Below are 24817 nucleotides of genomic sequence, written 5' to 3'. Positions count from 1 at the left end.
CCATGGCGCAACTCTCGGACGATTGCTTTGCCTTCGGCGGCCCGATGATGTCGGTCGACGACGCCGTCGGCCTGATCACAGCGCGCGTCGCCGCGATCGCCGATCTGGAGACGGTGGCGCTCACCGACGCAGACGGGCGCGTGCTGGCGCGCGACGTCGCGGCGCCGCTGCCGTTGCCGCCCTTCACCAACTCCGCCGTCGACGGCTATGCTGTGCGCAGCGCCGATCTTCCTGTCAGCGCCGAGCAGGCGTTCCCGCTGGATGGCCGCATCCAGGCCGGCGGGCTCGCCCAGGCACCGATCAAGCCCGGCCACACCGCGCGCATCTTCACGGGCGCGCCGATGCCGCCCGATGCCGAGACCGTCTTCATGCAGGAAGATGTCCGCGTCGATGCGGCCGGCAGGATCGTTCTGCCGCCGGGGCTGAAGCGTGGGGCCAATGTCCGGCCCGCAGGCGAGGACATCCCGCAGGGACATGTCGCGCTGCGCGCGGGCCAGCGCTTGCGGCCGCAGCACGTCGCGCTGGCGGCGGCGTTCGGTCTGACCAGCCTCGACGTGGTCAGGCGCATTCGCGTCGCGGTGTTCTCGACCGGTGACGAGCTGGCTTCGCCCGGCGAGCCGCGCGCGCCCTCGCAGCTGTTCGATTCCAACCGCTTCATGCTGATGGCGATGCTGCGCCGGCTCGGCTGCGAGGTCAGCGACCTCGGCATCCTGCGCGACGAGCGGACCTCGCTGGCGAACGGCCTGAAGCAGGTGGCGGGTCGCCACGACCTGGTCCTCACCACCGGCGGCGTCTCGACCGGGGAGGAGGATCACGTCAAGGCGGCGGTCGAGAGCATCGGCTCGCTGGTGCTGTGGCGAATGGCGATCAAGCCCGGCCGGCCAGTTGCGATGGGCATTATCGACGGCACGCCGCTGATCGGATTGCCCGGCAATCCGGTCGCGAGCTTCGTGACGTTCGTCCATGTGGTGCGGCCGACGGTGCTGGCGCTGGCCGGCGGCTCGCCGGAGCCGTTGACGCCGATCCCGCTGCGCGCCGCGTTTACCTACAAGAAGAAGGCGGGCCGGCGCGAATATGTGCGCGTTTCCCTGCAACGCGCGCAGGACGGCCGGCTCGAGGCCATCAAGTTTCCGCGCGAGGGCGCGGGACTCCTCTCCTCGCTGGTCGAGACCGAGGGCCTCGTCGAGCTCGGCGAGAGCATCACGGGCGTCGAGCCGGGGCAGGATGTCGGCTTCTTGTCCTACGCCGATCTGCTGTAGCGGCCTTGCGTTGACGCCATCGCTTCGTCCCGCCATGTTGCGCCCATGACCAGAACGATGCTCGATCTCACCGGACTGAAATGTCCGCTGCCCGCCCTGAAGACGCGCAAGGCGCTCAAGCCATTGCAGCCCGGCGATCAGCTCGAGGTTCATTGCACCGATCCCCTGTCGGTGATTGACATTCCGAATCTGATCCGCGAGACCGGCGACAAGGTCGAGATCACCGAGCGCAACGAGGCCCGCATCGTGTTCCTGGTCGAAAAGGGCGCTGGCTCGTAGAAAGGTGCATATTCACGGCGGCGGCGTTTGACTATGCTGCGCCGTGGGGAGAACGGCCGGGTTTCGCTGCAATGCGAAAGGCGCCGGCTGTGGCGTGGATGGTCTCAAACCTAAGACATCGGGCATGACTTTCTCAACATCGAGGCCAAGCGCAGCCGCACCTGCCGCGGCGGGCCGCGAGCCTGCCGTCAAGCCCGGCAAGACGACTGCAGGGCAGGAGTTCGGCGCGCTGGCGCAGGCCTCCATCCTGATCGTCGACGACGAGCCGGGCATGCGCAATTTCCTGGTGCGCACGCTTGGACCGCGTTGCAAGCTGGTGGACGAGGCGGCCGATACCGACCAGGCCTCGCGCAAGCTCGATTCAAGCCGCTACGACGTCGTCATTCTCGACAACATCATGCCGGGCAAGAACGGCGTCGATTGGCTCGCCGAGCAACGCGCCGTCGGCTTTTTCGCCGACGCCATCCTGATTACCGCCTTTGCCGACCTCGACACCGCGATCCAGGCCCTGCGCGCCGGTGCGGCCGATTTCGTGCTCAAGCCGTTCCGCTCCAACCAGATCCTCAACGCGGTGGCGAGATGCCTCGACCGTGTGCGCCTCCAGCGCGAGAACTACGTCCTGCGCTATGCCTTGCAGGCCTCGTCCGACCGCACCTTTCTGCGCGACAACCTGATCGGGCAGTCGGCACCGACGCTGCGCGTGCGCGAGACCATCGCGCGGGTCGCGCCGCTGCCGACCTCGGTTCTCCTCACCGGCGAATCCGGCACCGGCAAGGAGGTGGCGGCGCGCTCGATCCACTCGCTGTCCGACCGCGCGGACAAGCCGTTCGTGCCCGTGAATTGCGCAGCGATCCCGCCCGACATGATCGAAGCCGAGCTGTTCGGACACATCAAGGGCGCCTTCACCGGCGCCGATTCGGGGCGTGAGGGCCTGTTCCTGCATGCCCATGGCGGCACGCTGTTCCTCGACGAGATCGGGGAGCTGCCGCTGCCGATGCAGAGCAAGCTGCTCCGCGTGCTCGAAGACCGCCGCGTCCGCCCGGTCGGCTCCGAGCGTGAAGTTCCGGTCGACCTGCGCTTCATCTTCGCGACCAATGCCGAGCTTCAGAAGGAGGTCGAGAGGGGGCGTTTCCGGGCCGATCTGTTCTACCGGCTCAACGTGGTGCAGATTCGCCTGCCGCTGCTGAAGGATCGCGGCGACGACGTGCTGGAGCTTGCCGGCATCTTCATGAGCAAGCTGTCGGTCCAGCTCGGCATGCCGCCGGTGCCGATCGACGCCTCGGTGCGGGCGGCGCTCGCAAGCTATGACTGGCCGGGCAATGTCCGCGAGCTGCGCAATCTGATCGAGCGTACACTGATCCTCGGCGCCTTCCCCGACGATTTCGCCGGTCCCCGCAACGACGGTCAGTCGGCGCCCGCCGACAGCCTCGCCGAGCTCGAGCGCCGTCACATTCTCGGCGTGCTGAAGGAGGTCAACGGCAATCGCGAGGAGGCGGCCCGGCGCCTCGGCATCTCGCGCAAGACCATCGACCGCAAATGCGCGTTGTGGGATGTCTGATGCTGCCGGCCGCAGCGGCGAGCTGGTGCGGGGACGCTCCGTCCGCTTCCGGCTGCTCGCGATCGCGTTGCTGCCGATGCTGGTCATCCTGCCGCTCCTGCTCGGCGTCGCGATCTATCGCTGGAACGCGAAATTCGACGCGACCCTGATCTCCAAGGTGAACGGCGATCTCACCATCGCCCATCAATATCTCGCCCGCATCCTGGAGAAGACCGGCGTCCAGGTCCGCGCGCTCGGCCTGTCGGCCCGCTTTCACGAGGTGCTGGCACCGGATGCGCGCGGTTCCTTGCGGGATCTGCTCGACGAGACCCGCAAGGAGATCGGTCTCGACTTCCTGTATCTGACCAACGATCGCGGCGAGGTCCTGGCTTCGTCGCCGCCGCTGCAGCATCAACCGCGACGCGACTGGCCGATCATCATGTCGGCGCTGTCGGGCCAGGTCGCTGCGACCGGCGTCGACATTTTCGGCAATGACGAGCTCGCAGCGATTTCGCCGGCCCTGGCCGAGCGCGCGCGATTGGACCTCGTGCCGACCCCGAACGCGGTGCCGACCGACCGCAGCACGGAGACGCGCGGCATGGTGGTGCATGCGGCGAGCCGGGCGATGCTGCCCGACGGCAGCGCCGCGGCGCTGGTCGGCGGCACCCTGCTCAACCAGAATCTCGAATTCATCGACACGATCAACGACCTCGTCTATCGCGCCGCGAGCCTGCCGGAGGGCAGCCAGGGCACTGCGACGCTGTTCCTGGACGACGTGCGGATCTCGACCAACGTCCGTCTGTTCGAGGGACGGCGCGCGCTCGGCACGCGCGTGTCGGCGGCGGTGCGCTCGGCCGTGCTGGGCGAGGGGCGCACCTGGCTCGACAGCGCCTTCGTCGTCAATGACTGGTACATCTCCGCCTACGAGCCGCTGGTCGACAGCTATGGCAAGCGGGTCGGCATGCTCTATGTCGGCTTTCTGGAGAAGCCGTTCAGCGAAGCCAAATACCAGACCTTGCTGATCATCATCGCGGCCTTCGTCGCCATCACCGCCGCGACCGTGCCGATCTTCCTGCGCTGGGCGAGCTCCATCTTCATGCCGCTGGAGCGCGTCACGGCGACGATCGCCGAGGTGGAACGCGGCAACCTGTCCGCCCGCACCAAGATGCCGGCGTCGGGTGACGAGATCGGCCGCGTCGCGGTTCATCTCGACGGCCTGCTCGACCAGATCCAGGAACGCGACCGGCAGCTGCGGGAATGGAACGAGGAGCTGAACGTCCGCGTGCTGGAGCGCACCCGGGACCTCGAGCACGCCAATCTCAAGCTCGAGGCCACCACCAAGCAGCTCGTCATGTCCGAGAAGCTGGCGGCGATCGGCGAGATCACCGCCGGCGTTGCCCACGAGATCAACAATCCGATCGCGGTGATGCAGGGCAACCTCGACGTCATCCGCAGCGTGTTCGGAGCCGATGCCGACAAGGCCAAGGTCGAGTTTCGCCTGCTCGACGAGCAGATTCACCGCATCAGCCAGATCGTGACCAAGCTGTTGCAGTTTGCGAGGCCGGAGGAATATGCCGGCTATGTCGAGCGCCATGCGCCGGCCAGCGTCATCTCCGACTGCCTGCCGCTGGTGCAGCATCTTCTGAACAAGACCGCGATCGCCGTGGTCAGGGACGATCGCGCCGACCGGCTCGTGCTGATGAACCGGAACGAGCTGCAGCAGGTGCTGGTCAATCTCATCGTCAACGCGATCCACGCCATGCCGGATGGCGGGACCCTGACGCTCCGATCCTTCGATGCCGAGCGCGACGGCCATCGAGGCGTCGCCATCGAGGTCGCCGATACCGGCATCGGCATGAGCGAAGACGTGATCGAGAAGATCTTCGATCCCTTCTACACCACGAAACGGCGGCAGGGCACCGGGCTCGGCCTCTCCATCAGCCAGACGCTGATCAAGCGCCAGGGCGGGCAGATCACGGCCGAAAGTCACCTCGGTTCCGGAAGCACATTCACGATGTGGCTGCCGGAAGCGAGTTGATCGGACATTTTGTCCCGGGATGTCGGACATTCTGTCTGGCGCGGCACATTGCGCTGCGGGAAGTCGTTGAATCATCACGATGTGATTTCTGGCACGCGCGTTGCTCATCTCAAGACAGGGTGTTGAGGGGGGACGAGGGCGCATAAGCCGTCGCTGCAACGCTGCTTGCGAAGCGAAGAGACATCGCCCGCGACCAGTTGCTTGCTCGGCGCACATGAGGCGATGCGCGCCAGACGATTCCACTTCGGCATGAAATCCGACCGGTCATGCGCGGCTGCCAAGCCCCGCACGCGACCGGTCTCAAACCGATGTGCCCGCAAAGGCCGCGCTTGGGAGGAAATGTTGATGACGACTGCCGATACCGTCTATGCACCGGTTGGTGCTCCCGGCTTGCTCGATCGTGAACGCACGATCGCGAAGGCCGGTTTCAATCGCTGGCTGGTGCCGCCGGCCGCGCTGTGCATCCATCTCTGCATCGGCATGGCCTACGGCTTCTCGGTGTTCTGGCTGCCGCTGTCGCGCGCGATCGGCATCTCGCAGAGCAAGGCCTGCGCGGACATCTCGCTGTGGCAGGAGCTCTTCACCACCACCTGCGACTGGAAGGTTGCAAGCCTCGGCTGGATGTACACGCTGTTCTTCGTGCTGCTCGGCGTCTCCGCCGCGATCTGGGGCGGCTGGCTGGAGCGTGCCGGCCCGCGCAAGGCCGGCTTCGTTGCGGCGCTGTGCTGGGGCGGCGGCCTGTTGGTCGGAGCTTTCGGAATCTATGTCCATCAGCTCTGGATCATGTGGCTCGGGGCCGGCGTCATCGGCGGCATCGGGCTCGGCCTCGGCTACATCTCGCCGGTGTCGACGTTGATCAAGTGGTTCCCCGATCGCCGCGGCATGGCGACGGGCATGGCCATCATGGGCTTCGGCGGTGGTGCGATGATCGGCGCGCCGCTCGCCAATCTCCTGATCAATTACTTCAAGAGCGCGAGCGACGTCGGCGTCTGGCAGACCTTCGTCGTGATGGGGGTGATCTATTTCGTCTTCATGACGATCGGCGCCTTCTCGTATCGGGTGACGCCGCCCGGCTGGCAGCCCGACGGCTGGACGCCGCCGAGCGAGAAGAAATCGATGATCACCGAGCACCATGTGCACCTCAACAACGCGCACAAGACGCCGCAATTCTGGCTGATCTGGTGGGTGCTCTGCCTGAACGTCTCGGCCGGCATCGGCGTGATCGGCATGGCCTCGCCCATGCTCCAGGAGATCTTCGCCGGCAAGCTGATCGGGCATCCGGAGCTGAGTTTCAGCCAGCTTTCGGGCGAGCAGAAGGCTGCGATCGCGGCGATCGCCGCCGGATTTGCCGGTCTGCTGTCGCTGTTCAATATCGGCGGCCGCTTCTTCTGGGCCTCGATGTCCGACCTCATGGGCCGCAAGAACACCTACTACACGTTCTTCATCCTCGGCATCGTGCTCTACGCGCTGGCGCCCACCTTCGCGGCGATGGGCTCGAAATTGCTGTTCGTGCTCGGCTTCGGCATCATCCTGTCGATGTATGGCGGCGGCTTCGCCACGGTGCCGGCCTATCTGGCCGACATGTTCGGAACCCAGTTCGTCGGCGCCATCCATGGCCGGCTGCTGACGGCCTGGTCGACGGCCGGAATCATCGGTCCCGTGGTGGTCAACTACATCCGCGAGTTCCAGCTCGCTGCCGGCGTGCCACGCGATCAGCTCTACAACACGACCATGTACATCCTGTGCGCCATGCTGATCGCCGGTCTGATCTGCAATTACATGATCAAGCCGGTCGATCCGAAGTGGAACATGAGCCAGGAGGAGGTCGCCAGATTGCAGGCGGCGAGCGCCAAGAGCGCGGCGTCGATCCAGCACGGCTCGTTCGGCATCGGCAAGGGCGGTCTGGACGCCCGTGCCGCAATGTTCTGGGCCTTCGTCGGCGTGCCGCTGGCCTGGGGTGTCTGGAAGACGCTGGAAAGCGCGGTCAAGATCTTCTGATCGCACATTCATCGTGTGCTGGAGCGCGCCAAGCGCGCTCCAGCAGCTCATTGCTTGTAAAGGGGCACGTGTAGTCTCGGAGCGAAGTTCGATACGACTTCGCTATCGCAGCATAGGAAGCCTTTATTGATCTCCGGACCAATTCAGGCTTCGTTCTATCGATTGGCGCGTTGGATGAACGCAAGGCCTTGTCCGGGCAGCGACTCCAGGCTGGCTTTTGGACTGCTGTTAACTGCTTCGGCGAGCATGATAATTTTCTTGGCATCTGGCATGCCAAGAGCTAGAACTGGACCTGTTCTAAAGACGAGATCGAGACGAATCGATGAGCCACGACGTGCATGAGGTCCGCCCATTCGAGCATCCCGGTGAGGGGCGCCGGCGCGCCAAGGCTACGCCCAAGGGGCGCCAGGTCGATCCGACCGCCGCGCACGAGATCGAGCAGCTACTTGGCGACCGGCCGCGGCGGCGCGATCTGTTGATCGAATATCTGCACCTGATCCAGGACAGATATCACCAGATCTCGGCTGCGCACCTTGCGGCGCTCGCCGATGAGATGAAGCTCGCTTTCGCCGAAGTGTTCGAGACGGCGACCTTCTATGCACATTTCGACGTGGTGAAGGAGGGCGAGCCTGACATCGCGCCGCTGACGATCCGCGTTTGCGACTCCCTGACCTGTGCGATGCTGGGCGGCGAGAAACTGCTTCAGGACCTGCAGAGCGCGTCAGGTCCCGGCATCCGCGTCGTGCGCGCGCCCTGCGTTGGGCGCTGCGATACCGCGCCTGCTGCGGAGGTCGGTCACCACTTCGTCGATCATGCGACGGTGACGAAGGTGATGGCCGCCGCGAAAGGCGGCGACACCCACGCCCATCTGCCCGACTATGTCGGCTACGACGCCTATGTCGCCGGCGGCGGCTACAAGCTGCTGGGCCGCCTGCGCTCGGGCGAGCTGTCAACCGACGACCTGTTGAAGTCGCTCGACGACGCCTCGCTGCGCGGGCTCGGCGGCGCCGGCTTCCCCACGGGGCGCAAATGGCGCGCCGTGCTCGGCGAGCCCGGTCCGCGGCTGATGGCGATCAACGGCGACGAGGGCGAGCCCGGCACGTTCAAGGACCGCTATTATCTCGAAACCGACCCGCACCGATTCATCGAAGGCATGCTGATCGGCGCGCATGTGGTGCAGGCCTCCGACGTCTACATCTATCTGCGCGACGAATATCCGGCCTCGCGCGAGATCCTGGCGCGCGAGATCGCAAAGCTGCCGCCGGGCGGCCCGACGCTGCATATGCGCCGCGGCGCCGGCGCCTATATCTGCGGCGAGGAATCCTCGCTGCTCGAGAGCATCGAAGGCAAGCGCGGCCTGCCCCGGCACAAGCCGCCTTACCCATTCCAGGTCGGCCTGTTCGGCATGCCGACGCTGATCAACAACATCGAGACGCTGTGGTGGGTGCGCGACATCGTCGAGAAGGGCGCCGAGTGGTGGAAGGGCCATGGTCGCCACGAGCGGTACGGCCTGCGCAGCTTCTCGGTCTCGGGGCGCGTCAAGAATCCCGGCATGAAGCTCGCGCCCGCCGGCATCACCGTGCGTGAGCTGATCGACGAATATTGCGGCGGCATGGCCGACGGCCATCAGTTCTACGCCTATCTGCCGGGCGGTGCGTCCGGCGGCATCCTGCCGGCGTCGATGGACGACATCCCGCTCGATTTCGGTACGCTGGAGAAATACGGCTGCTTCATCGGCTCTGCCGCGATCGTGATCCTGTCGCAAAAGGACAGCGTGCGCGCGGCGGCGCTGAACCTGATGAAGTTCTTCGAGGACGAGAGCTGCGGCCAGTGCACGCCGTGCCGCGTCGGCACCCAGAAGGCGGCGCAGCTGATGCAGAAGCCGGTCTGGAACCGGGCGTTGCTGGACGAATTGAGCCAGGCGATGCGCGACGCCTCGATCTGCGGGCTCGGACAGGCGGCATCGAATCCGCTGTCCTCGGTTATCAAATATTTCCCTGACGAGTTCAAGGAAGCGGCCGAATGACCAAGATTACGTTCGAGCTCGACGGCAAGCAGGTCGAGGCCAAGCCCGGCGAGACCATCTGGCAGGTGGCCAAGCGCCAGGGCCGCGAGATTCCCCATTTGTGTTATTCGCCGGCGCCCGACTATCGTCCCGACGGCAATTGCCGCGCCTGCATGGTCGAGATCGAGGGCGAGCGTGTGCTGGCGGCGTCCTGCAAGCGCACGCCGTCGGTCGGCATGAAGGTGAAGACCGAGAGCGCGCGGGCGGTGTCGGCGCAGAAGATGGTGATGGAGCTGCTCGTCGCCGACCAGCCGGCGCGTGAGACCAGCCACGATCCGGATTCAAAATTCTGGCACTGGGCCGAGACCACGGGCGTGACCGAGAGCCGCTTCCCGGCTGCCGAGCGCTGGGCGACCGACGCCAGCCATCCGGCGATGCGCGTCAATCTCGATGCCTGCATCCAGTGCGGTCTGTGCCTGCGCGCCTGCCGCGAGGTCCAGGTCAACGACGTCATCGGCATGGCTTATCGTAGTCACGGCTCGAAAATCGTGTTCGACTTCGACGATCCCATGGGCGAGTCCACCTGCGTCGCCTGCGGCGAATGCGTGCAGGCCTGCCCGACCGGCGCCTTGATGCCGGCCGTGATGCTGGACGAGAAGCAGACCCGCGTCACCTACGCCGACAAGAAGGTGGACTCGCTGTGTCCGTTCTGCGGCGTCGGCTGCCAGGTCACCTACGAGGTCAAGGACGAGAAGGTGATCTATGCGGAAGGCCGCGACGGCCCCGCCAATCACAATCGTCTCTGCGTCAAGGGCCGTTTCGGCTTCGACTACATCCACCATCCGCATCGCCTGACCAAGCCGCTGGTGCGACTGCCGAATGCGAAGAAGGATGCCAACGATCAGGTCGATCCGGCCAACCCTTTCACCCATTTCCGCGAGGCGAGCTGGGACGAAGCGCTCGACATCGCCGCCAAGGGCCTGGTCAAGATCCGTGACGAGAAGGGTGTGAAGGCGCTGGCGGGCTTCGGCTCGGCCAAGGGCTCGAACGAAGAGGCCTATCTGTTCCAGAAGCTGGTGCGCACCGGCTTCGGCTCCAACAATGTCGATCATTGCACCCGACTGTGCCACGCCTCGTCGGTCGCGGCGCTGTTCGAAGGCCTGAGCTCGGGCGCGGTGTCGGCGCCGTTCGCCGCGGCGATGGACGCCGAGGTCATCATCGTGATCGGCGCCAATCCGACCGTGAACCATCCGGTCGCCGCGACCTTCATCAAGAACGCGGTGAAGCAGAACGGCGCAAAACTGTTCGTGATGGACCCGCGCAGGCAGACGTTGTCGCGCCACGCGACCAAGCATCTGCAGTTCAAGCCGGGCTCCGACGTCGCCATGCTGAACGCGATGATCAACACGATCATCACCGAAGGCCTCACCGACGACCAGTACATCGCCGGCTACACCGAAGGCTTCGAGGACCTCAAGGAGAAGATCAAGGAGTTCACGCCGGAGAAGATGGAGCCGATTTGCGGCATCCCGGCGCAGACGCTGCGCGAGGTGGCGCGAACCTATGCGCGGGCGAAGTCGTCGATCATCTTCTGGGGCATGGGCATCAGCCAGCATGTGCACGGCACCGACAATGCACGCTGCCTGATTGCGCTGGCGCTGATCACCGGCCAGGTCGGGCGTCCCGGCACCGGCCTGCATCCGCTGCGCGGCCAGAACAACGTGCAGGGCGCCTCCGACGCCGGCTTGATCCCGATGTTCCTGCCGGATTATCAACCGGTGGGGCGCGACGATCTGCGCAGCAGCTTCGAAAAGCTCTGGCAACAGGATCTCGATCCCGTGCGCGGCCTGACCGTAGTCGAGATCATGAACGCGATCCATGCCGGCGAGATCAAGGGCATGTATATCGAGGGCGAGAACCCCGCGATGTCCGATCCCGATCTGCAGCACGCGCGCCATGCGCTCGCCATGCTCGATCATCTCGTGGTGCAGGATCTCTTCGTCACCGAGACCGCGTTCCACGCCGACGTGATCCTGCCGGCCTCGGCGTTTGCGGAGAAGGACGGCTCGTTCACCAACACCGATCGCCGCGTGCAGCTCGCCCGCCAGGTGATCAAGCCGCCGGGCGATGCGCGGCAGGATCTCTGGATCATCCAGGAGATCGGCAAGCGCATGGGCCTGCCGTGGAATTATTCCGGTCCCGGCGACGTCTTCACCGAGATGGCGCAGCTGATGCCGTCGCTGAAGAACATCACCTGGGAGCGCCTGGTGCGCGAAGGCGCGGTGACCTATCCGGTCGACGCGCCCGACAAGCCGGGCAACGAAATCATCTTCACCACGGGCTTCCCGACCGCGAGCGGCCGCGGCAAGATCGTGCCGGCCAAGGTCATCCCGCCGGACGAGATTCCCGACGACGAATATCCGATGGTGCTCTCGACCGGTCGCGTGCTGGAGCATTGGCACACCGGCTCGATGACCCGCCGCGCCCAGGTGCTCGACCAGATCGAGCCCGAGGCGGTCGCCTTCATGTCGCCGAAGGACATGCGCAGGAAGCAGCTCGCGCCCGGCGATTTCATCCGCCTGGAGACCCGCCGCGGCGCCGTCGAGGTCAAGGTGCGCTCCGACCGCGACGTGCCGGAGAACATGGTGTTCATGCCGTTCTGCTACGCGGAAGCGGCGGCGAACCTGCTCACCAACCCCGCGCTCGATCCGTTCGGCAAGATCCCGGAGTTCAAGTTCTGCGCGGCCAGGGCCGAGCGGGTAGAGCTGCGGGACGCGGCGGAATAGGCCTCGCCGGGAACGACGGCTGGAGTGTGGCGGGAAATCTGCGCCCACACCGTCATTGCGAGCGAAGCGAAGCAATCCAGACTGCCTCCGCGCCAAGATCCTGGATTGCTTCGTCGCTTCGCTCCTCGCAATGACGGTGGTAGATTCCGTTCATGTCCAAAGTCACCCCAGCCACACGTGCACTGACGGCCGCCGGTGTTGCCTTCACCGTCCACGCCTATGACTACGATCCCGACGCCGAGAGCATCGGGCTGCAGGCGGCTGCCGCGCTCGGCGAGGATCCCGCGCGCGTGCTCAAGACGCTGATGGCGCTGGTGGATGGCAAGCCGGTCTGCGTGGTCGTACCGTCGGACCGGGAAGTCTCGATGAAGAAGCTTGCCGCTGCGGCAAGCGGGAAGTCGGCGCAGATGATGAAACCGCCCGAGGCGGAGCGCGTCACCGGCTACAAGGTCGGCGGCATCAGCCCGTTCGGACAGCGCAAGGCGGTGCGTACGGTGGTCGAGCAGAGTGCGCTCGCGCAGGAGATGGTCTATCTCAATGGCGGCCAGCGCGGCTTGCAGGTGCGATTGAAACCAGCCGATGTGCGGGATGTCCTCGAGGCGGTCGTTGCGGATGTACTGGCGTGAGCAGCATGGAGCGGGGTCATGAGGCGGCTGCTTCTGCCGTGGCTCGCGGTGCTTCTTGGCATCGGTCTTCCGGCTGAGGCGCATCAGGTCAATCTCGTCACGGCGCGCGTGGCGCTGGACGCCGATCGCACGGTAAGCGTCGAGCTCGGATTGAAGGGCAGCGATGTCGATCGCCTGATCGGCACGAGGATCTATGATGTCAGGCAGGACGCGGTCGATCCCGCCGCGGTCGAAGCAGCCAGGTCCGCCATCCTCGTCTATATAAGCACGCACCTGGCTGTCACGGGCGGTGCCAGGCCCTGTGTGGCCCGAGATGCGGCGATCCTGGCCGACGGCGACGGCATTCTCTATCGCAACGGGTTTGCCTGCGCTGATGCCGCCGGCGACATTGTCTATCGCTCGACGGTGCTGACCGAGAAGGATCCGGCCGCGCGTCAAATCGTACTGATTGCGCAGGGCCGGTCGGAGGCACAGGCCTTGCTCGACGCCGGCAATACCACAATCACGCTTTCAACAGCGCCGCCGTCGCTATCGTCGACCCTGCAGCGTTATCTGTTCACCGGCATCGAACACATCTTCCTCGGCTACGATCACGTCGCATTTCTGGTCGCCGTGGTGCTGTGGGCGAGACGGCTCGTTCCCGTCGTCAAGATCGTGACTGCCTTCACGATCGCCCATTCGATCACCTTGTCGCTGGCCGCGCTGGATGTCCTCGTCATCCCGAGCCGCATCGTGGAGCCCGCAATCGCGGCCTCGATCGTCTTCGTCGCCGTGGAGAACTTCTTCTCGCGCGACGTCGACAGGCGCTGGCGCGTGGCCTTCCTGTTCGGCTTGATCCACGGCTTCGGCTTCGCCGGCGTGCTTCGCGAGATCGGGCTGCCACCGAACGCAGTCCTGCCCGCGCTGGCAGCTTTCAACATCGGCGTCGAGATCGGACAGGTCGCGATCGTCGCGATCGCATTGCCGATCCTCCGTCTGGCCGACCGACCCAGTGTTGAGGATCGGTTCGAACCGGTGAGGGCGCCGGAGTTGGTTTACGCGCTGTCCGCGGTCATCTGCCTGCTTGGCAGCTATTGGCTGCTCGCGCGCGTTTTCGAGGCCTGATCCCGAGCCGCCAAGTCCTGGCACAAGTCCCCTCCTATTGAAGCCCTCGCGACGGCATCGGCTCCTTGAGCATCATACCCACTTGAGTTCGGGCGGAGGCCCTGTATAGATCTGGACAGAATAGAATAGCGTTCTGCACAACAGAACATGGGAGGTGAGGCGATGCAATCCAATCTGTTTCCCGACACCGACCCACCGGTGCCGTTCGCGCCCGATGCCGTCACCGCCGCCTTCGCGATGATCCCGGACTTGCTGGCGCGCGATGCTGCTCTGATCGTCCGTGGACGCAGGCTCGACGTCGACTGCCTGCTCGGCCCGAGCACCCGGCCCTTTCACGTTGCCATCCGCGCCGGGCAGATCGTGGACATGACGCCGGCACCTGTCCTGATGCGCTCCTGGCGGTTCGCCTACCGTGCGACGCCGGCTGCGCTTGCCGCTCATTGGCAGCAGATGCCACCAGCCGGCTGGCATGATCTGCTCGCGCTGACCAAGCGCGGACAGGCGACCCTTGAAGGGGATCTGCGTCCTTTCATGACGCATCTTCAGTACTTCAAGGATCTCTTGGCGCTGCCCCGAAGGAACGGTTTTGGAGGGGCGTCATGAACGGCTTCATCGAGCCGATCGTCGGGCGCTACGTGCACGTCGAAATCGACGGAGAGACCAGCCGCATCTACTTCGAGGAGAACGGCAGCGGCATTCCCTTGGTCTGCCTCCACACCGCCGGTTCTGACGCGCGGCAATGGCGGCATTTGCTGACCGATCCCGAGCTCACCAGACATTTCCGCATCGTCGCCTTCGACATGCCCTGGCACGGCAAGTCCAATCCGCCCGACAGCCAGTATGGCAACGAATACCGACTGACCACCGCAAGCTACACCGCGACCATCCGCGCGTTCTGCAACGCGCTGAAGCTGGAGCGCCCGGTGGTGATGGGCTGCTCGATCGGCGGCCGTATCGTGCTCAATCTTGCCATCGAGCACGCGCGCGAGTTTCGCGCGCTGATCGGGCTCGAGGCCGCGGATTTCCAGCAGCCCTGGTACGACACGAACTGGCTGAACCGGCCCGATGTTCATGGCGGGGAGGTCTGCGCCGCGCTGGTGTCCGGGCTGATCGCGCCTGGCGGCCCGGAAGCCGCGCGCAACGAAACGCTGTGGGGCTACAAGCAGGGCGGCCCTGGCATCTTCAAGGGCGATCTTTACTTCTATCGCGTTGACGGCGATCTGCGCGGGCGCACCTCTCACATCGACGTCAACCAGTGCCCGCTTTATCTCCTCACCGGCGAGTACGATTTCTCCTGCACGCCGGAAGACACGCTGCGCACCGCCGCCGGCATTCCCGGTGCCAAGGCGACCGTGATGGAGCGCCTCGGCCATTTTCCGATGAGTGAGAACCCGAAACAGTTCCGGCGCTACATCGCGCCTGTGCTGCAGGACATTCTCGACAAGCAAAGTTCGTAAAAGGGAGGCGTATGATATGAAGTTGCGTTGGATGATGGCGGCCGTTCTGGCCGCGCAGACGGGGGCTGCATGTGCGGCCGACAATGTCATCAGGATCGGCGTTCTCAACGACCAGTCCGGCGTGTTCGCCGATAACGGCGGGCGGGGTTCGGTCGCCGCCGCAAAGCTCGCCGCGGAGGATTTCGGCAACGAGCTGCTCGGCAAGAAGATCGAGATCGTTTCCGCCGACCACCAGAACAAGCCGGATATCGCATCGGCCACCGCGCGCAAATGGTTCGACAATGAAGGCGTCGACATGATCGCGGACGGCGCGGCCTCCTCGGCCGGGTTTGCCATCCTCGAGGTCGCCAAGCAGAAGAACAGGATCTTCGTCATCTCGGGACCCGGCTCTTCCGACTTCACCGGGAAGGCTTGTTCGCCGGTCAGCTTCCATTTCAACTACGACACCTATGCGCTATCGAAGCTCACCAGCGACGCGATCACGCGGGCCGGCGGCAAGACCTGGTACTTCGTGACGGCCGACTACGCGTTCGGTCACGCGCTTCAGCGCGACGCGACCAAGTTCATCGAGGCGGCGGGCGGCAAGGTGATCGGCTCGGCCGCACATCCGCTCGGCACCGCCGACTTCGCGTCGTTCCTGTTGCAGGCGCAGGGCTCCAAGGCCGACGTGGTGGGCCTGGCGACGTCGGGTGCCGACGTGCAGACCGCGATCAAGCAGGCCGGCGAATTCGGCATCGTCGAGGGTGGCCAGAAGCTCGCTGGCCTGCTCGTTTTCATCACGGACGTGAACTCGCTCGGCCTGAAGGTCACCCAGGGTTTGCAGGTGACGACCTCGTTCTATTGGGATCTCAACGAGCAAACCCGGGCATGGTCGAAGCGCTATGCCGCCCTGATGGATGGCAAGGTCGCGAGCATGGTGCAGGCCGGGGTCTATAGCGGCGTTCACCACTACCTTGCCGCCGTGAAGGCGGCCGGCACCACGGACGCGACGGCCGTTGCCGCCAAGATGCACGCGTTGAAAGTCAATGATATGTACAACAAGGATGTCGCGATCCGCCCCGACGGGCGCGTGCTGCACACCATGCATCTGGTCCAGGTGAAGAAGCCGGAAGAATCCAAGTACAAGTTCGATTATTACCGGGTCGTCAGCTCCAAGCCGGGCGAAGAGGTGTTCCGGCCGATGAGCGAAGGCGGCTGTCCGCTGGTGAAGTAAGCGCGGAGGCCGGGCGGGCCGCCATCCGCCCGGCCGCAGGTTTCGAGGAGAGTATGGAATGTCTGGTTCGATTGGGTTCATCGGTCTCGGCGTCATGGGCGAGCCGATCTGCCGCAACCTGTTGCGCAAGAGCGGACGAGCCGTGCTCGCGTTCGATCTTGCCGACGAGCCGTTGGCGCGGATCGCGGCCGACGGGGCTATGACGGCGAAGTCGGTCGGGGATGTCGTCGCCGGCGCCGAGACAATCTTCCTGTGCCTGCCCAGCGCCAAGCATGTGATGTCGGTCTTCGAAGGCATCTTGCCGGCCATCAGAAGCGGCCAGACCGTGATCGATCTCGGCACCTCCGATGTCGGCCAGACGCGATCATTCGCCCAGCAGCTGGCTGACAAAGGCGCGCTCTGGATCGACGCGCCGATCGCGCGCACACGTCAGGCCGCGCAGGACGGCACGCTTAGCGTCATGGTCGGCGCGACGACGGAGCAGTTCGCCGCGGTCGAGCCGCTGATCCGGCATTTCGCCACGGACGTCACCCTCTGCGGCGGCACCGGGGCGGGGCAGGTCACGAAGATCCTCAACAACATGGTGCTGTTTGAGACGGTCAATGCGCTGGCGGAAGCCGTCGCGATCGCCAAGCACAGCGGCGTCGAGCCGAAGCTGCTGCTGGAGACGCTGTCCAAGGGGTCAGCGGACAGCTTTGCCCTGCGCAATCACGGCATGAAGGCGATCGTCGCCGAGGAGTTTCCGCTGCGGGCCTTCTCGACCGAATATGCGATGAAGGATCTCTCCTACGCGCTGGAGCTGGGCGCACAGGCCGGGTTGAGCCTGCGCGGCGCGGCGCTGATGCGCACGATCTTCCAGGAGACGATCGACAAGGGCATGGGTGATGCGTACTTTCCCGTCATCGCCAAGCTCATCGATCCCTCTGGATTCCCGGACTAGGAGCCTGCATGCCCGGTGTCGCCGCCGTCGACCGCGCCCTGACCATCCTTGCAGCCTTCGAGGAAGCGCCGGAGCCGATGACGCTGGCCGAGCTCGCCCGGCGGACCGGCATGTACAAGAGCACGCTGTTGCGGCTGATGGCCTCGTTACAGGAGTTCGGCTATCTCCTGCAGCTCGCCGACGGCCGCTACCATCTCGGGCCGACGCCCTTCCGGCTCGGCGCGATCTATCAGCGCGGCAACAACCTGTATGATCGCGTGATGCCGATCCTTCGCCAGCTCGTGGCGGACGGCACGGAAAGCCCTTCTTATCACGTGCGGCATGATGCCAAGCGCCGGCTCTGCGTCTTCCGCGTCGACTCCCAGCATTCGACGCTCGACCGGGTCGAGGCCGGCATGCTGCTGCCGCTGGACCGCGGCGCGGCTGGACGGGTCATCCTGGCTTTCGATGGTGAAAAAGGCGAGGGCTATGACACGATCCGCGAGAGCTGCATCGCCTTGTCTTTTGGCGAGCGCGATCCCGATTGCGCCGGGCTTGCGTGCCCGGTGTTCGGCCCCGGTGGCAAATGCGCCGGCGCCCTGTCGCTCTCGGGGCCGAAGCCGCGCTTCACAAGGGACAATATCAAGGCGATGACGTCGTTGTTGCTGAAAGCCGCCGGCCGCCTGACGCGCGCGCTGGGTGGTCCGACCGAGCTGCTCGACAGTGCTTTATCGGCTTCGTCTGAAGACGCGCGTCCCGCGCGCCGGGCGAGGCGCTAGTTGTCGACAGAATGCGCAACGCTGGAAGGTCAAGCATGCCACTGACGGACGGAACTTCTCCAATCTCGCGTGTCGTCGGGCGGACAGGATGAGCCGCAAATACGACGTGCTGGTGATCGGCGGCGGCAACGCGGCGCTGTGCGCGGCGATCAGCGCGCGGCGCGGCGGCGCGTCGGTGCTGGTGCTGGAGGGGGCGCCAAAATTCTATCGTGGCGGCAACACCCGCCACACCCGCAACATGCGCTGCGCCCATGACGCCGCCACCGAGATCTTGACCGGTCCCTATACCGAGGAAGAATTCTGGGAGGACCTGCTGCGCGTCACCGGCGGGCAAACCGACGAGGTGCTGGCGCGCCACATGATCCGCGAGTCCAAGGACATCCTGGACTGGATCGTGGAGCAGGGCGTGCGCTGGCAGCCCTCGCTCGGCGGCACGCTGAGCCTCGGCCGCACCAATTCGTTCTTTCTCGGCGGCGGCCGGGCGATGCTGAACGCGCTGTATCTGACCGCCGAGCGGCTCGGCGTCGACGTCGAATACGATGCCGAGGTCACCGACCTCTTGATCGAGGACGGCATGTTTCTCGCTGCACGGCTGAAACGGCCGGTCAAGGGCGAGACCGAGATCCGCGCCACCTCTCTGGTCGCCGCGGCCGGCGGGTTCGAGGCCAACATCGAATGGCTGAAGCAATATTGGGGCGAGGCCGCCGACAATTTCCTGATCCGCGGCACGCCCTATAATCGCGGCGCGATCCTGAAGATGCTGCTCGACAAGGGCGTGCAGGAGGTCGGCGATCCCACCCAGTGCCATGCGGTCGCGATCGATGCCCGCGCGCCGAAATTCGACGGCGGCATCATCACCCGCCACGACTCCGTCGTGTTCGGCATTGTCGTCAACAAGCACGCGCAGCGCTTCTACGACGAAGGCGAGGACATCTGGCCGAAGCGCTACGCGATCTGGGGCCGGCTGGTGGCGGCGCAGCCCGACCAGATCGCCTACATCATCTTCGATTCCACCGTCGTCACCAGCTTCATGCCGACGCTGTTCCCGCCGATTGCCGGCCAGACGGTGGCCGAGCTCGCCGCCAAGCTCGAGCTCGATCCGGCCGCGCTGGAGAAGACCGTGACCGAGTTCAACGCCGCGGTGCGGCCCGGCACGTTCGATCACACCATTCTGGACGATTGCGTGACCGAGGGCATCACGCCACCCAAGACGCATTGGGCGCGCAAGATCGAGACGCCGCCTTTTCTCGCCTATCCGGTGCGGCCCGGCATCACTTTCACCTATCTCGGCACGCGGGTGAACGAGGAGGCGCGGATGATGATGGCTGACGGCAAACCGTCGGCCAACATGTTCGCGGCCGGCGAGATCATGGCCGGCAACGTGCTCGGCAAGGGTTATGCCGCCGGCATGGGCATGACCATCGGCAGCGTGTTTGGACGGATCGCGGGACGGGAAGCGGCGAAACATGCACGGAACTAGAATTCTCGACGAGGCCGACCGCCTGATGACGGTCTGCAATTCCTGCCGCTACTGCGAGGGCCTGTGCGCGGTGTTTCCGGCGATGGAGATGCGCCGCGCTTTCTCCGACGGCGACCTCAACTATCTCGCCAATCTCTGCCATTCCTGCGGCGCCTGCTATGTCGACTGCCAGTTCTCGCCGCCGCACGAATTCAACGTCAATGTTCCCAAGACGCTGGCGGTCGCGCGCGCGGAATCCTATGCGGCCTATGCCTGGCCTCAGGCGCTGTCCGGTGCCTTCGCGCGCAACGGTCTCATCATCAGCGTCCTCGCTGCGCTCAGCATGGCGGCGTTCATCCTCGGCTTTGCCGCCCTCAACGATCGCAGCGTGCTGTTCGGCGTGCACACCGGTCCCGGCGCCTTCTACAAGCTGATGCCGCACAACGCGATGGTCGCCCTGTTCAGCGCCGCATTTCTCTATGCCGTTCTCGCGCTGGTCATGAGCGTGCGCGCCTTCTGGCGCGACATCGGTCCCGCGATCGGCGGGCGCGCCGATGGCGGCTCGATCTTTCAGGCGATCCGGGACGCCGGCGAGCTGCGCTATCTCCATGGCGGCGGCGTCGGCTGCTACAACGAGGACGACAAGCCGACCGACCGGCGCAGGCTGTATCACCACCTGACGTTCTACGGCTTCATCCTGTGCTTCGCCGCGACGTCGGTGGCGACGCTCTACCATTATCTGCTTGGCCGCGAGGCGCCGTATCCGTGGTGGGACCTGCCCGTCGTGCTGGGCACGCTGGGCGGCATCGGCCTGATCATCGGCCCGATCGGCCTGTTCATGGCCAAGATGCAACGCGATCCCGCGCTGCTGGACGAGAGCCGCTACGGCATGGACGTCGGCTTCATCGCCATGCTGTTCCTGACCGGCCTCACGGGCATGCTGCTGCTGGTCCTGCGCGAGACCGCCGCGATGGGGCCACTGCTCGCGCTGCATCTCGGCGCGGTGTTCGCGCTGTTCATCACCATGCCCTACGGGAAGTTCGTGCACGGCATCTATCGCTTCGCCGCCTTGGTGCGCTACGCCCAGGAGCGGCGGACGGCGGCATGACCGGCGTGACGGATGAGGCGGGGTCGGCTCAACGATGAAAGTGCGCTCCCTCCCCCGCTTGCGGGGGAGGGCGGGGGAGAGGGTGTCTCCGCGCAGGGATTATTGAGAATAGTTGAGGACGCCCGTGCGCGGCGAGAGCCCTCACCCGCCGCGCTCTGCGAGCGCGTCCGCCTCTCCCGCAGGCGGGAGAGGCGGACGAGCCGCGGCTACGCCACCTCGCGCTCCGGCGCCGAGGCCTGCTCGCGCGCCATCGTCGTCGCGGTGACGTAGTCGGTCTTGCCGGTGCCGAGCAGCGGCACCTTGTCGACCACCATGATCGCCGCGGGCACGGTCAGCTCGGACGCGCCGATCGTCTTGGCTTGGGCTTGCATCGCGCTGCGCTCGGCGGTCTTCTCCGTCGTCAGCAGCACGATGCGCTCGCCCTTGCGCGGATCGGGAATCGACACCGCGACCGACGCGGCCTGCGGCCACAGCGCCGCCGCGATGGCTTCGACCGCCGACAGCGAGACCATCTCGCCCGCGATCTTGGCAAAGCGCTTGGCGCGGCCCTTGATGGTGATGAAGCCGGCGGCGTCGATCGAAACGATGTCGCCGGTGTCGTGCCAGCCCTCGGGCAGCTTTTCGAGCACGCCGGGATTTTCGGCCCTGAGATAGCCGAGCATCACGTTCGGACCGCGCACCGAGAGGCGGCCGCCGTCCTCGATGCCGGGGACCGGATCCAGCCGGCTTTCCATCAGCGGCGAGAGGCGGCCGACGGTGCCGGGACGGTTGGCCATGGGCGTATTCATCGCCAGCACCGGCGCCGTCTCGGTGACGCCATAGCCTTCGAGGATGCGGATGCCGTAGCGCTCCATGAACACCTGGCGCGTGCGGTCCTTGACCGCTTCGGCGCCGGCGATCACGAGGCGCAGGGTGCGGAAGTCGTAAGCGTGCGCCGAGCGGGCGTAGCCGGTGAGGAACGTGTCGGTGCCGAACAGGATGGTGGCGCCGGTCTGGTAGATCAGCTCGGGCACGATGCGGTAGTGCAGCGGCGAGGGGTACATGTAGATCGGGATGCCCGCCAGCATCGGCATCATCATGCCCCCGGTCAGCCCGAACGAGTGGAACACCGGCAGCACGTTGAACACCTTGTCGTTGGCGTTGGCATCGACCCGCGCCAGCGCCTGCGCCGCGTTGGCGAGGATGTTGCGGTGGGACAGCACGACGCCCTTCGGCGTGCCTTCCGAGCCCGAGGTGAACAGCACCACGGCGGGATCGTTGGCCTGGCGGACGACGCGCGGCTTGGTGCCGGCGAGCAGGCCCTTGATCTTGTCGGCCGCGCCGATCGAGGCGCGGACGTCCTCGAGATAAACGACGCGCGCCTCCGCGGAAATCGCGGTCATCAGCTTGTCGAGCTTGCCCTTCTCGATGAAGGCGCTCGACGTCAGCACGGTCCTGACCTGCGCGGCCTTCATGGCAGCGAGCACGTTGACCGGGCCGGCCGAGAAGTTGAGCATCGCCGGCACCCGGCCGCTGTTTTGCAGCGCCATGAAGACGACGGCGACGCCGGCCGAGTTCGGCAGCAGCACGCCGACATTCTCGCCGACGCCGGTGCCGTTCTCCAGCTTGCGGCTCAGGACCTGCGCGCCGAGGATCAGCTTGCGATAGGTCAGCTTGGTGCCGAGCGCATCCTCGATGATGACCTTGCCGGTGTCGCGGTCGCGATAGGCGTGTCCGAGCGCCTCGAACAGCGAGTGGTCGAGCATGGCGTTCTTGACCAGGGCGTCGATCATCACGTCCTGGAGCGCGGCGCCGGCGGCATTACGGCGCGCCTTGCCCTTGAGCGTTTCATCCACCGGGAGCTTGATCGGCGGCAGGATGGTGACCGTCACGCGCGGGAACCACGACCGCTTGATCTGGCTGCTGTTGAGATAGCTGAGATATGAACGCTGCGCGCCTTCGATGCGGACCGGCACGACCACGGCGTCGGCCTTGTCGGCGATCATCGCGGTGCCGTCATACACCTTCATCAGCGATCCCGAGACGGTGATGCGGCCTTCCGGGAAGATCACCACGGGCTCGCCCGCGGCGACGAGCTTGATCAGGTCGCGCGCAGCCAGCGGCTTGGTCGGATCCATGGTGTAGTGCTTGACGACGCGCAGGAACGGCTTGGCCCACCACGCCTTGGCGATGCCGGTGTCGACCGCGAAGCTGGCGTCGATCGGCAGCACGGCGTGCAGCAGCGGGCCGTCGACCAGGCTGACGTGGTTGGGCGCGATCAGCATGCGCGTGCCCGGAGGCGGCAGGTTTTCCAGCCCGCGCACCTCGGTGCGGAACAGCGCGCGGAACAAGAGGCCGCCGGCGTCGCGCACGCCTTCCTTGCCCCACTTGGTCATCACGAACCAGACCGCACCGAAGCTGGCGAGCCCGAGGCCGAAGAACATCCAGCCGATATGGAGGCCGGCCGCCTGCAGCAGCGCGACGAACAGCGAGCCGACCACCATGAAGGCAGCCTGCAGCACGTTGCCGGCGGCGATGATGCGGGCGCGTTCGGAAGGTTGCGACCAGGCCTGGACCGCTGCGAAGGACGGAACGACGAACAGGCCGCCGCCGAATGCGAAGGCGACGAAGTCGGCCAGCATGCGCAGGCCGGCGAACGATGTTGCAAAGCCGAGCGCGGTGACCTCGTGCCCCTTGGCGGTGACGCCGATGGCCCAGGCGAGATCGAGGCCGGCAAAGCCCATGATGATGGCGCCGATCGGCACCAGCGCGAGGTTCGGGCGGGCGTGGCTGAGGCTTGCGGCAAACAGCGAGCCGATGGCGATGCCGATCGCGAAGATGGCAAGACACAGCGTCACCACGCCTTCGGTGCCGCCGACGACATCCTTGACCAGCGCGGGCAGCAGCGACAGCACGATGGCGCCGACCAGCCAGAACCACGACACGATCACGGTGCCGTCCCACAAGCGATGGTCGGCGTGCAAGGTCCTGAGCAGGCTGACCGTCGAGGTCCAGGGATTGGCATCGACGGGGAGGTCGGGCGCGGAGGGCGTCGTCTGCGGAATGCGGGCGGCGAACGCCCAGGACAGCAGCGCCAGCGCGACCACGGCGGATGCAACCCAGCCCATATGCGCGGAGCCGGCCACGAACTGGCCGCCGGCGACGGTGCCGAGCAGGATCGCCATGAAGGTCGCGCCCTCGACCAGCGCGTTGCCGGTCGCGAGCTCGCCTAGCTCGAGCTGGTCCGGCAGCATGGCGTATTTCACCGGGCCGAACAGCGCGGCGATGGTGCCGAACAGCGCCAGCGCTGCGAACAGCAGCGGCACCGAATGCAGGAAGAAGCCGGCGGCGGCAAAACAGGCTGCGAAGATCTCGACGAACTTGAGCCGCCTTGCGACGACGGATTTGACGTATTTGTCGGCGAGCTGGCCGCCGAGACCGGACAGGATGAAATAGGGGAAGATGAAGACGGCGCCCGCCACCGTCACCAGCGCATCGCCGTGGCCGGTCGCGGCGCTGTAAAGCAGAATGATGACGAGTGCGTTCTTGAGCACATTGTCATTGAGCGCCGAGAAGAATTGCGCCCAGAACAGCGGCGCAAAGCGGCGTGACGACATCAATTCCCTGATCATGACTAGTCCTGTCTTGGAAAGGCAGCCTGAGGTTGTTACCGGTGAGGCGTCACGACCGGAAGCGTATGGGGCCGACGAGTGCAGGGGACGAAGTCGCCTGCCTGCTCTGTCCCGTCCGTCCTTCCGATCCTGTTGGTCTCCAAATGGTCTCGTTAGGTTCGCAACTATCTGGTCGCGGCCGCGCCACCACCGGCGGACGAGCCGCGCTGACCCGGATAGGGTCCAGGCGATGAGAAAACCTGAACCGCTTCACGGAGGTAAGCGAGATCGACCGCGAATGTCCGGTCATGGTGAGTCCTTCGTTGCGACCAGGTCCGGGATTCCGGCCGAACTTGAGGGCACGACTGCATTCGCCTCAGGTGAGATGGGAGAGGTGGCGAAAGGGCGAGAAGCGGCCGAGAACGCTAGACCTGCGTCGTTCGGAGCGTGCACGGTCGCGGCTGGCGCGCCACATCCGGAAGGCGGCCCGACGTTCGGCGAGCACTCCGGCGACGTCGCAGGCGTTGGCGATGCGATTGATCGGCGCCGTGGCGAACCGCAACAGGGCTCGGCCAAAGCCGGTCACGAGAGCGGCGGCGTCATCGACGAAGGTGGTGGCGATATCAACAGCGAGGGTTTGCATTTTGCAGGTCTCCAGGT

The 24817-nt window shown here is 65.6% G+C and carries 17 protein-coding genes; 16 read left to right on the top strand and 1 reads right to left on the bottom strand.

Annotated elements, in window-relative coordinates:
- Nucleotides 1–2: 2 nt before the first annotated feature.
- The 16 genes from glp (at nt 3) to tcuB (ending at nt 20567) form a co-directional block, all read left to right on the top strand.
- On the top strand, nt 3–1259 hold the full coding sequence (gene glp, locus DCM80_RS03435; RefSeq protein WP_257195761.1) for a gephyrin-like molybdotransferase Glp: 1257 nt from the start codon (nt 3–5) through the stop codon (nt 1257–1259).
- A 45-nt stretch (nt 1260–1304) separates the two neighbouring features.
- Nucleotides 1305–1538, top strand: a complete 234-nt coding sequence (locus tag DCM80_RS03430) for a sulfurtransferase TusA family protein (protein ID WP_257178057.1) — start codon at nt 1305–1307, stop codon at nt 1536–1538.
- A gap of 124 nt (nt 1539–1662) precedes the next feature.
- On the top strand, nt 1663–3096 hold the full coding sequence (locus tag DCM80_RS03425; protein WP_257195760.1) for a sigma-54 dependent transcriptional regulator: 1434 nt from the start codon (nt 1663–1665) through the stop codon (nt 3094–3096).
- A complete protein-coding gene (locus DCM80_RS03420) occupies nt 3089–5113 on the top strand; it encodes a cache domain-containing protein (RefSeq protein ID WP_257195759.1) in 2025 nt (674 codons plus the stop codon). The genes DCM80_RS03425 and DCM80_RS03420 overlap by 8 nt, the downstream gene beginning before the upstream one ends.
- Before the next feature lie 345 nt (nt 5114–5458).
- Nucleotides 5459–7111, top strand: a complete 1653-nt coding sequence (locus tag DCM80_RS03415) for an OFA family MFS transporter (RefSeq protein WP_028134667.1) — start codon at nt 5459–5461, stop codon at nt 7109–7111.
- A 322-nt stretch (nt 7112–7433) separates the two neighbouring features.
- Nucleotides 7434–9137, top strand: a complete 1704-nt coding sequence (locus tag DCM80_RS03410) for an NADH-ubiquinone oxidoreductase-F iron-sulfur binding region domain-containing protein (protein ID WP_257195758.1) — start codon at nt 7434–7436, stop codon at nt 9135–9137.
- The gene (fdhF, locus tag DCM80_RS03405) at nt 9134–11902 is read left to right on the top strand and encodes a formate dehydrogenase subunit alpha (protein ID WP_257195757.1); all 2769 of its coding nucleotides are present in this window, start codon (nt 9134–9136) and stop codon (nt 11900–11902) included. Before DCM80_RS03410 ends, fdhF begins: the two co-directional genes overlap by 4 nt.
- A gap of 152 nt (nt 11903–12054) precedes the next feature.
- Nucleotides 12055–12528 carry a Cys-tRNA(Pro) deacylase gene (gene ybaK / locus DCM80_RS03400; RefSeq protein WP_257195755.1) on the top strand — a complete coding sequence of 158 codons (474 nt, stop codon included), beginning with the start codon at nt 12055–12057 and terminating at the stop codon, nt 12526–12528.
- An 18-nt stretch (nt 12529–12546) separates the two neighbouring features.
- Complete coding sequence (locus tag DCM80_RS03395) at nt 12547–13632, top strand: HupE/UreJ family protein (protein WP_257195753.1); 1086 nt, start codon at nt 12547–12549, stop codon at nt 13630–13632.
- Nucleotides 13633–13794: 162 nt separating this feature from the next.
- Nucleotides 13795–14235, top strand: a complete 441-nt coding sequence (locus DCM80_RS03390) for a hypothetical protein (RefSeq protein ID WP_257195752.1) — start codon at nt 13795–13797, stop codon at nt 14233–14235.
- Complete coding sequence (locus DCM80_RS03385) at nt 14232–15089, top strand: alpha/beta fold hydrolase (protein ID WP_257195750.1); 858 nt, start codon at nt 14232–14234, stop codon at nt 15087–15089. The genes DCM80_RS03390 and DCM80_RS03385 overlap by 4 nt, the downstream gene beginning before the upstream one ends.
- Nucleotides 15090–15105: 16 nt before the next feature.
- Nucleotides 15106–16302, top strand: a complete 1197-nt coding sequence (locus DCM80_RS03380) for an ABC transporter substrate-binding protein (protein ID WP_257195749.1) — start codon at nt 15106–15108, stop codon at nt 16300–16302.
- A gap of 58 nt (nt 16303–16360) precedes the next feature.
- Complete coding sequence (locus DCM80_RS03375; RefSeq protein WP_257195748.1) at nt 16361–17242, top strand: NAD(P)-dependent oxidoreductase; 882 nt, start codon at nt 16361–16363, stop codon at nt 17240–17242.
- An 8-nt stretch (nt 17243–17250) separates the two neighbouring features.
- Nucleotides 17251–18000 carry an IclR family transcriptional regulator gene (locus tag DCM80_RS03370; RefSeq protein WP_257195747.1) on the top strand — a complete coding sequence of 250 codons (750 nt, stop codon included), beginning with the start codon at nt 17251–17253 and terminating at the stop codon, nt 17998–18000.
- Nucleotides 18001–18088: 88 nt separating this feature from the next.
- Entirely contained in the window at nt 18089–19480 is a 1392-nt protein-coding gene (gene tcuA / locus DCM80_RS03365; protein ID WP_257195746.1) for an FAD-dependent tricarballylate dehydrogenase TcuA, read from the top strand.
- Nucleotides 19467–20567, top strand: a complete 1101-nt coding sequence (gene tcuB / locus DCM80_RS03360; protein WP_257195745.1) for a tricarballylate utilization 4Fe-4S protein TcuB — start codon at nt 19467–19469, stop codon at nt 20565–20567. Before tcuA ends, tcuB begins: the two co-directional genes overlap by 14 nt.
- 206 nt (nt 20568–20773) lie before the next feature.
- Here tcuB and DCM80_RS03355 read toward each other — a convergent pair whose 3' ends face one another.
- Complete coding sequence (locus tag DCM80_RS03355; protein ID WP_257195744.1) at nt 20774–24178, bottom strand: acyl-[ACP]--phospholipid O-acyltransferase; 3405 nt, start codon at nt 24176–24178, stop codon at nt 20774–20776.
- Between the last annotated feature and the right edge of the window lie 639 nt (nt 24179–24817).

The sequence above is a fragment of the Bradyrhizobium sp. WBOS08 genome, from assembly GCF_024585125.1.
In the GTDB taxonomy this organism is placed as follows: domain Bacteria; phylum Pseudomonadota; class Alphaproteobacteria; order Rhizobiales; family Xanthobacteraceae; genus Bradyrhizobium; species Bradyrhizobium japonicum_B.
This window is presented reverse-complemented; position numbering and strand designations above follow the sequence as displayed.

Excerpts from the sequence above, each read along its gene's own strand:
- glp (WP_257195761.1), top strand. The coding sequence starts at position 3 with ATGGCGCAACTCTCGGACGATTGCTTTGCCTTCGGCGGCCCGATGATG.
- DCM80_RS03430 (WP_257178057.1), top strand. The coding sequence starts at position 1,305 with ATGACCAGAACGATGCTCGATCTCACCGGACTGAAATGTCCGCTGCCC.
- DCM80_RS03425 (WP_257195760.1), top strand. The coding sequence starts at position 1,663 with ATGACTTTCTCAACATCGAGGCCAAGCGCAGCCGCACCTGCCGCGGCG.
- DCM80_RS03420 (WP_257195759.1), top strand. The coding sequence starts at position 3,089 with ATGTCTGATGCTGCCGGCCGCAGCGGCGAGCTGGTGCGGGGACGCTCC.
- DCM80_RS03415 (WP_028134667.1), top strand. The coding sequence starts at position 5,459 with ATGACGACTGCCGATACCGTCTATGCACCGGTTGGTGCTCCCGGCTTG.
- DCM80_RS03410 (WP_257195758.1), top strand. The coding sequence starts at position 7,434 with ATGAGCCACGACGTGCATGAGGTCCGCCCATTCGAGCATCCCGGTGAG.
- fdhF (WP_257195757.1), top strand. The coding sequence starts at position 9,134 with ATGACCAAGATTACGTTCGAGCTCGACGGCAAGCAGGTCGAGGCCAAG.
- ybaK (WP_257195755.1), top strand. The coding sequence starts at position 12,055 with ATGTCCAAAGTCACCCCAGCCACACGTGCACTGACGGCCGCCGGTGTT.
- DCM80_RS03395 (WP_257195753.1), top strand. The coding sequence starts at position 12,547 with ATGAGGCGGCTGCTTCTGCCGTGGCTCGCGGTGCTTCTTGGCATCGGT.
- DCM80_RS03390 (WP_257195752.1), top strand. The coding sequence starts at position 13,795 with ATGCAATCCAATCTGTTTCCCGACACCGACCCACCGGTGCCGTTCGCG.
- DCM80_RS03385 (WP_257195750.1), top strand. The coding sequence starts at position 14,232 with ATGAACGGCTTCATCGAGCCGATCGTCGGGCGCTACGTGCACGTCGAA.
- DCM80_RS03380 (WP_257195749.1), top strand. The coding sequence starts at position 15,106 with ATGAAGTTGCGTTGGATGATGGCGGCCGTTCTGGCCGCGCAGACGGGG.
- DCM80_RS03375 (WP_257195748.1), top strand. The coding sequence starts at position 16,361 with ATGTCTGGTTCGATTGGGTTCATCGGTCTCGGCGTCATGGGCGAGCCG.
- DCM80_RS03370 (WP_257195747.1), top strand. The coding sequence starts at position 17,251 with ATGCCCGGTGTCGCCGCCGTCGACCGCGCCCTGACCATCCTTGCAGCC.
- tcuA (WP_257195746.1), top strand. The coding sequence starts at position 18,089 with ATGAGCCGCAAATACGACGTGCTGGTGATCGGCGGCGGCAACGCGGCG.
- tcuB (WP_257195745.1), top strand. The coding sequence starts at position 19,467 with ATGCACGGAACTAGAATTCTCGACGAGGCCGACCGCCTGATGACGGTC.
- DCM80_RS03355 (WP_257195744.1), bottom strand. The coding sequence starts at position 24,178 with ATGATCAGGGAATTGATGTCGTCACGCCGCTTTGCGCCGCTGTTCTGG.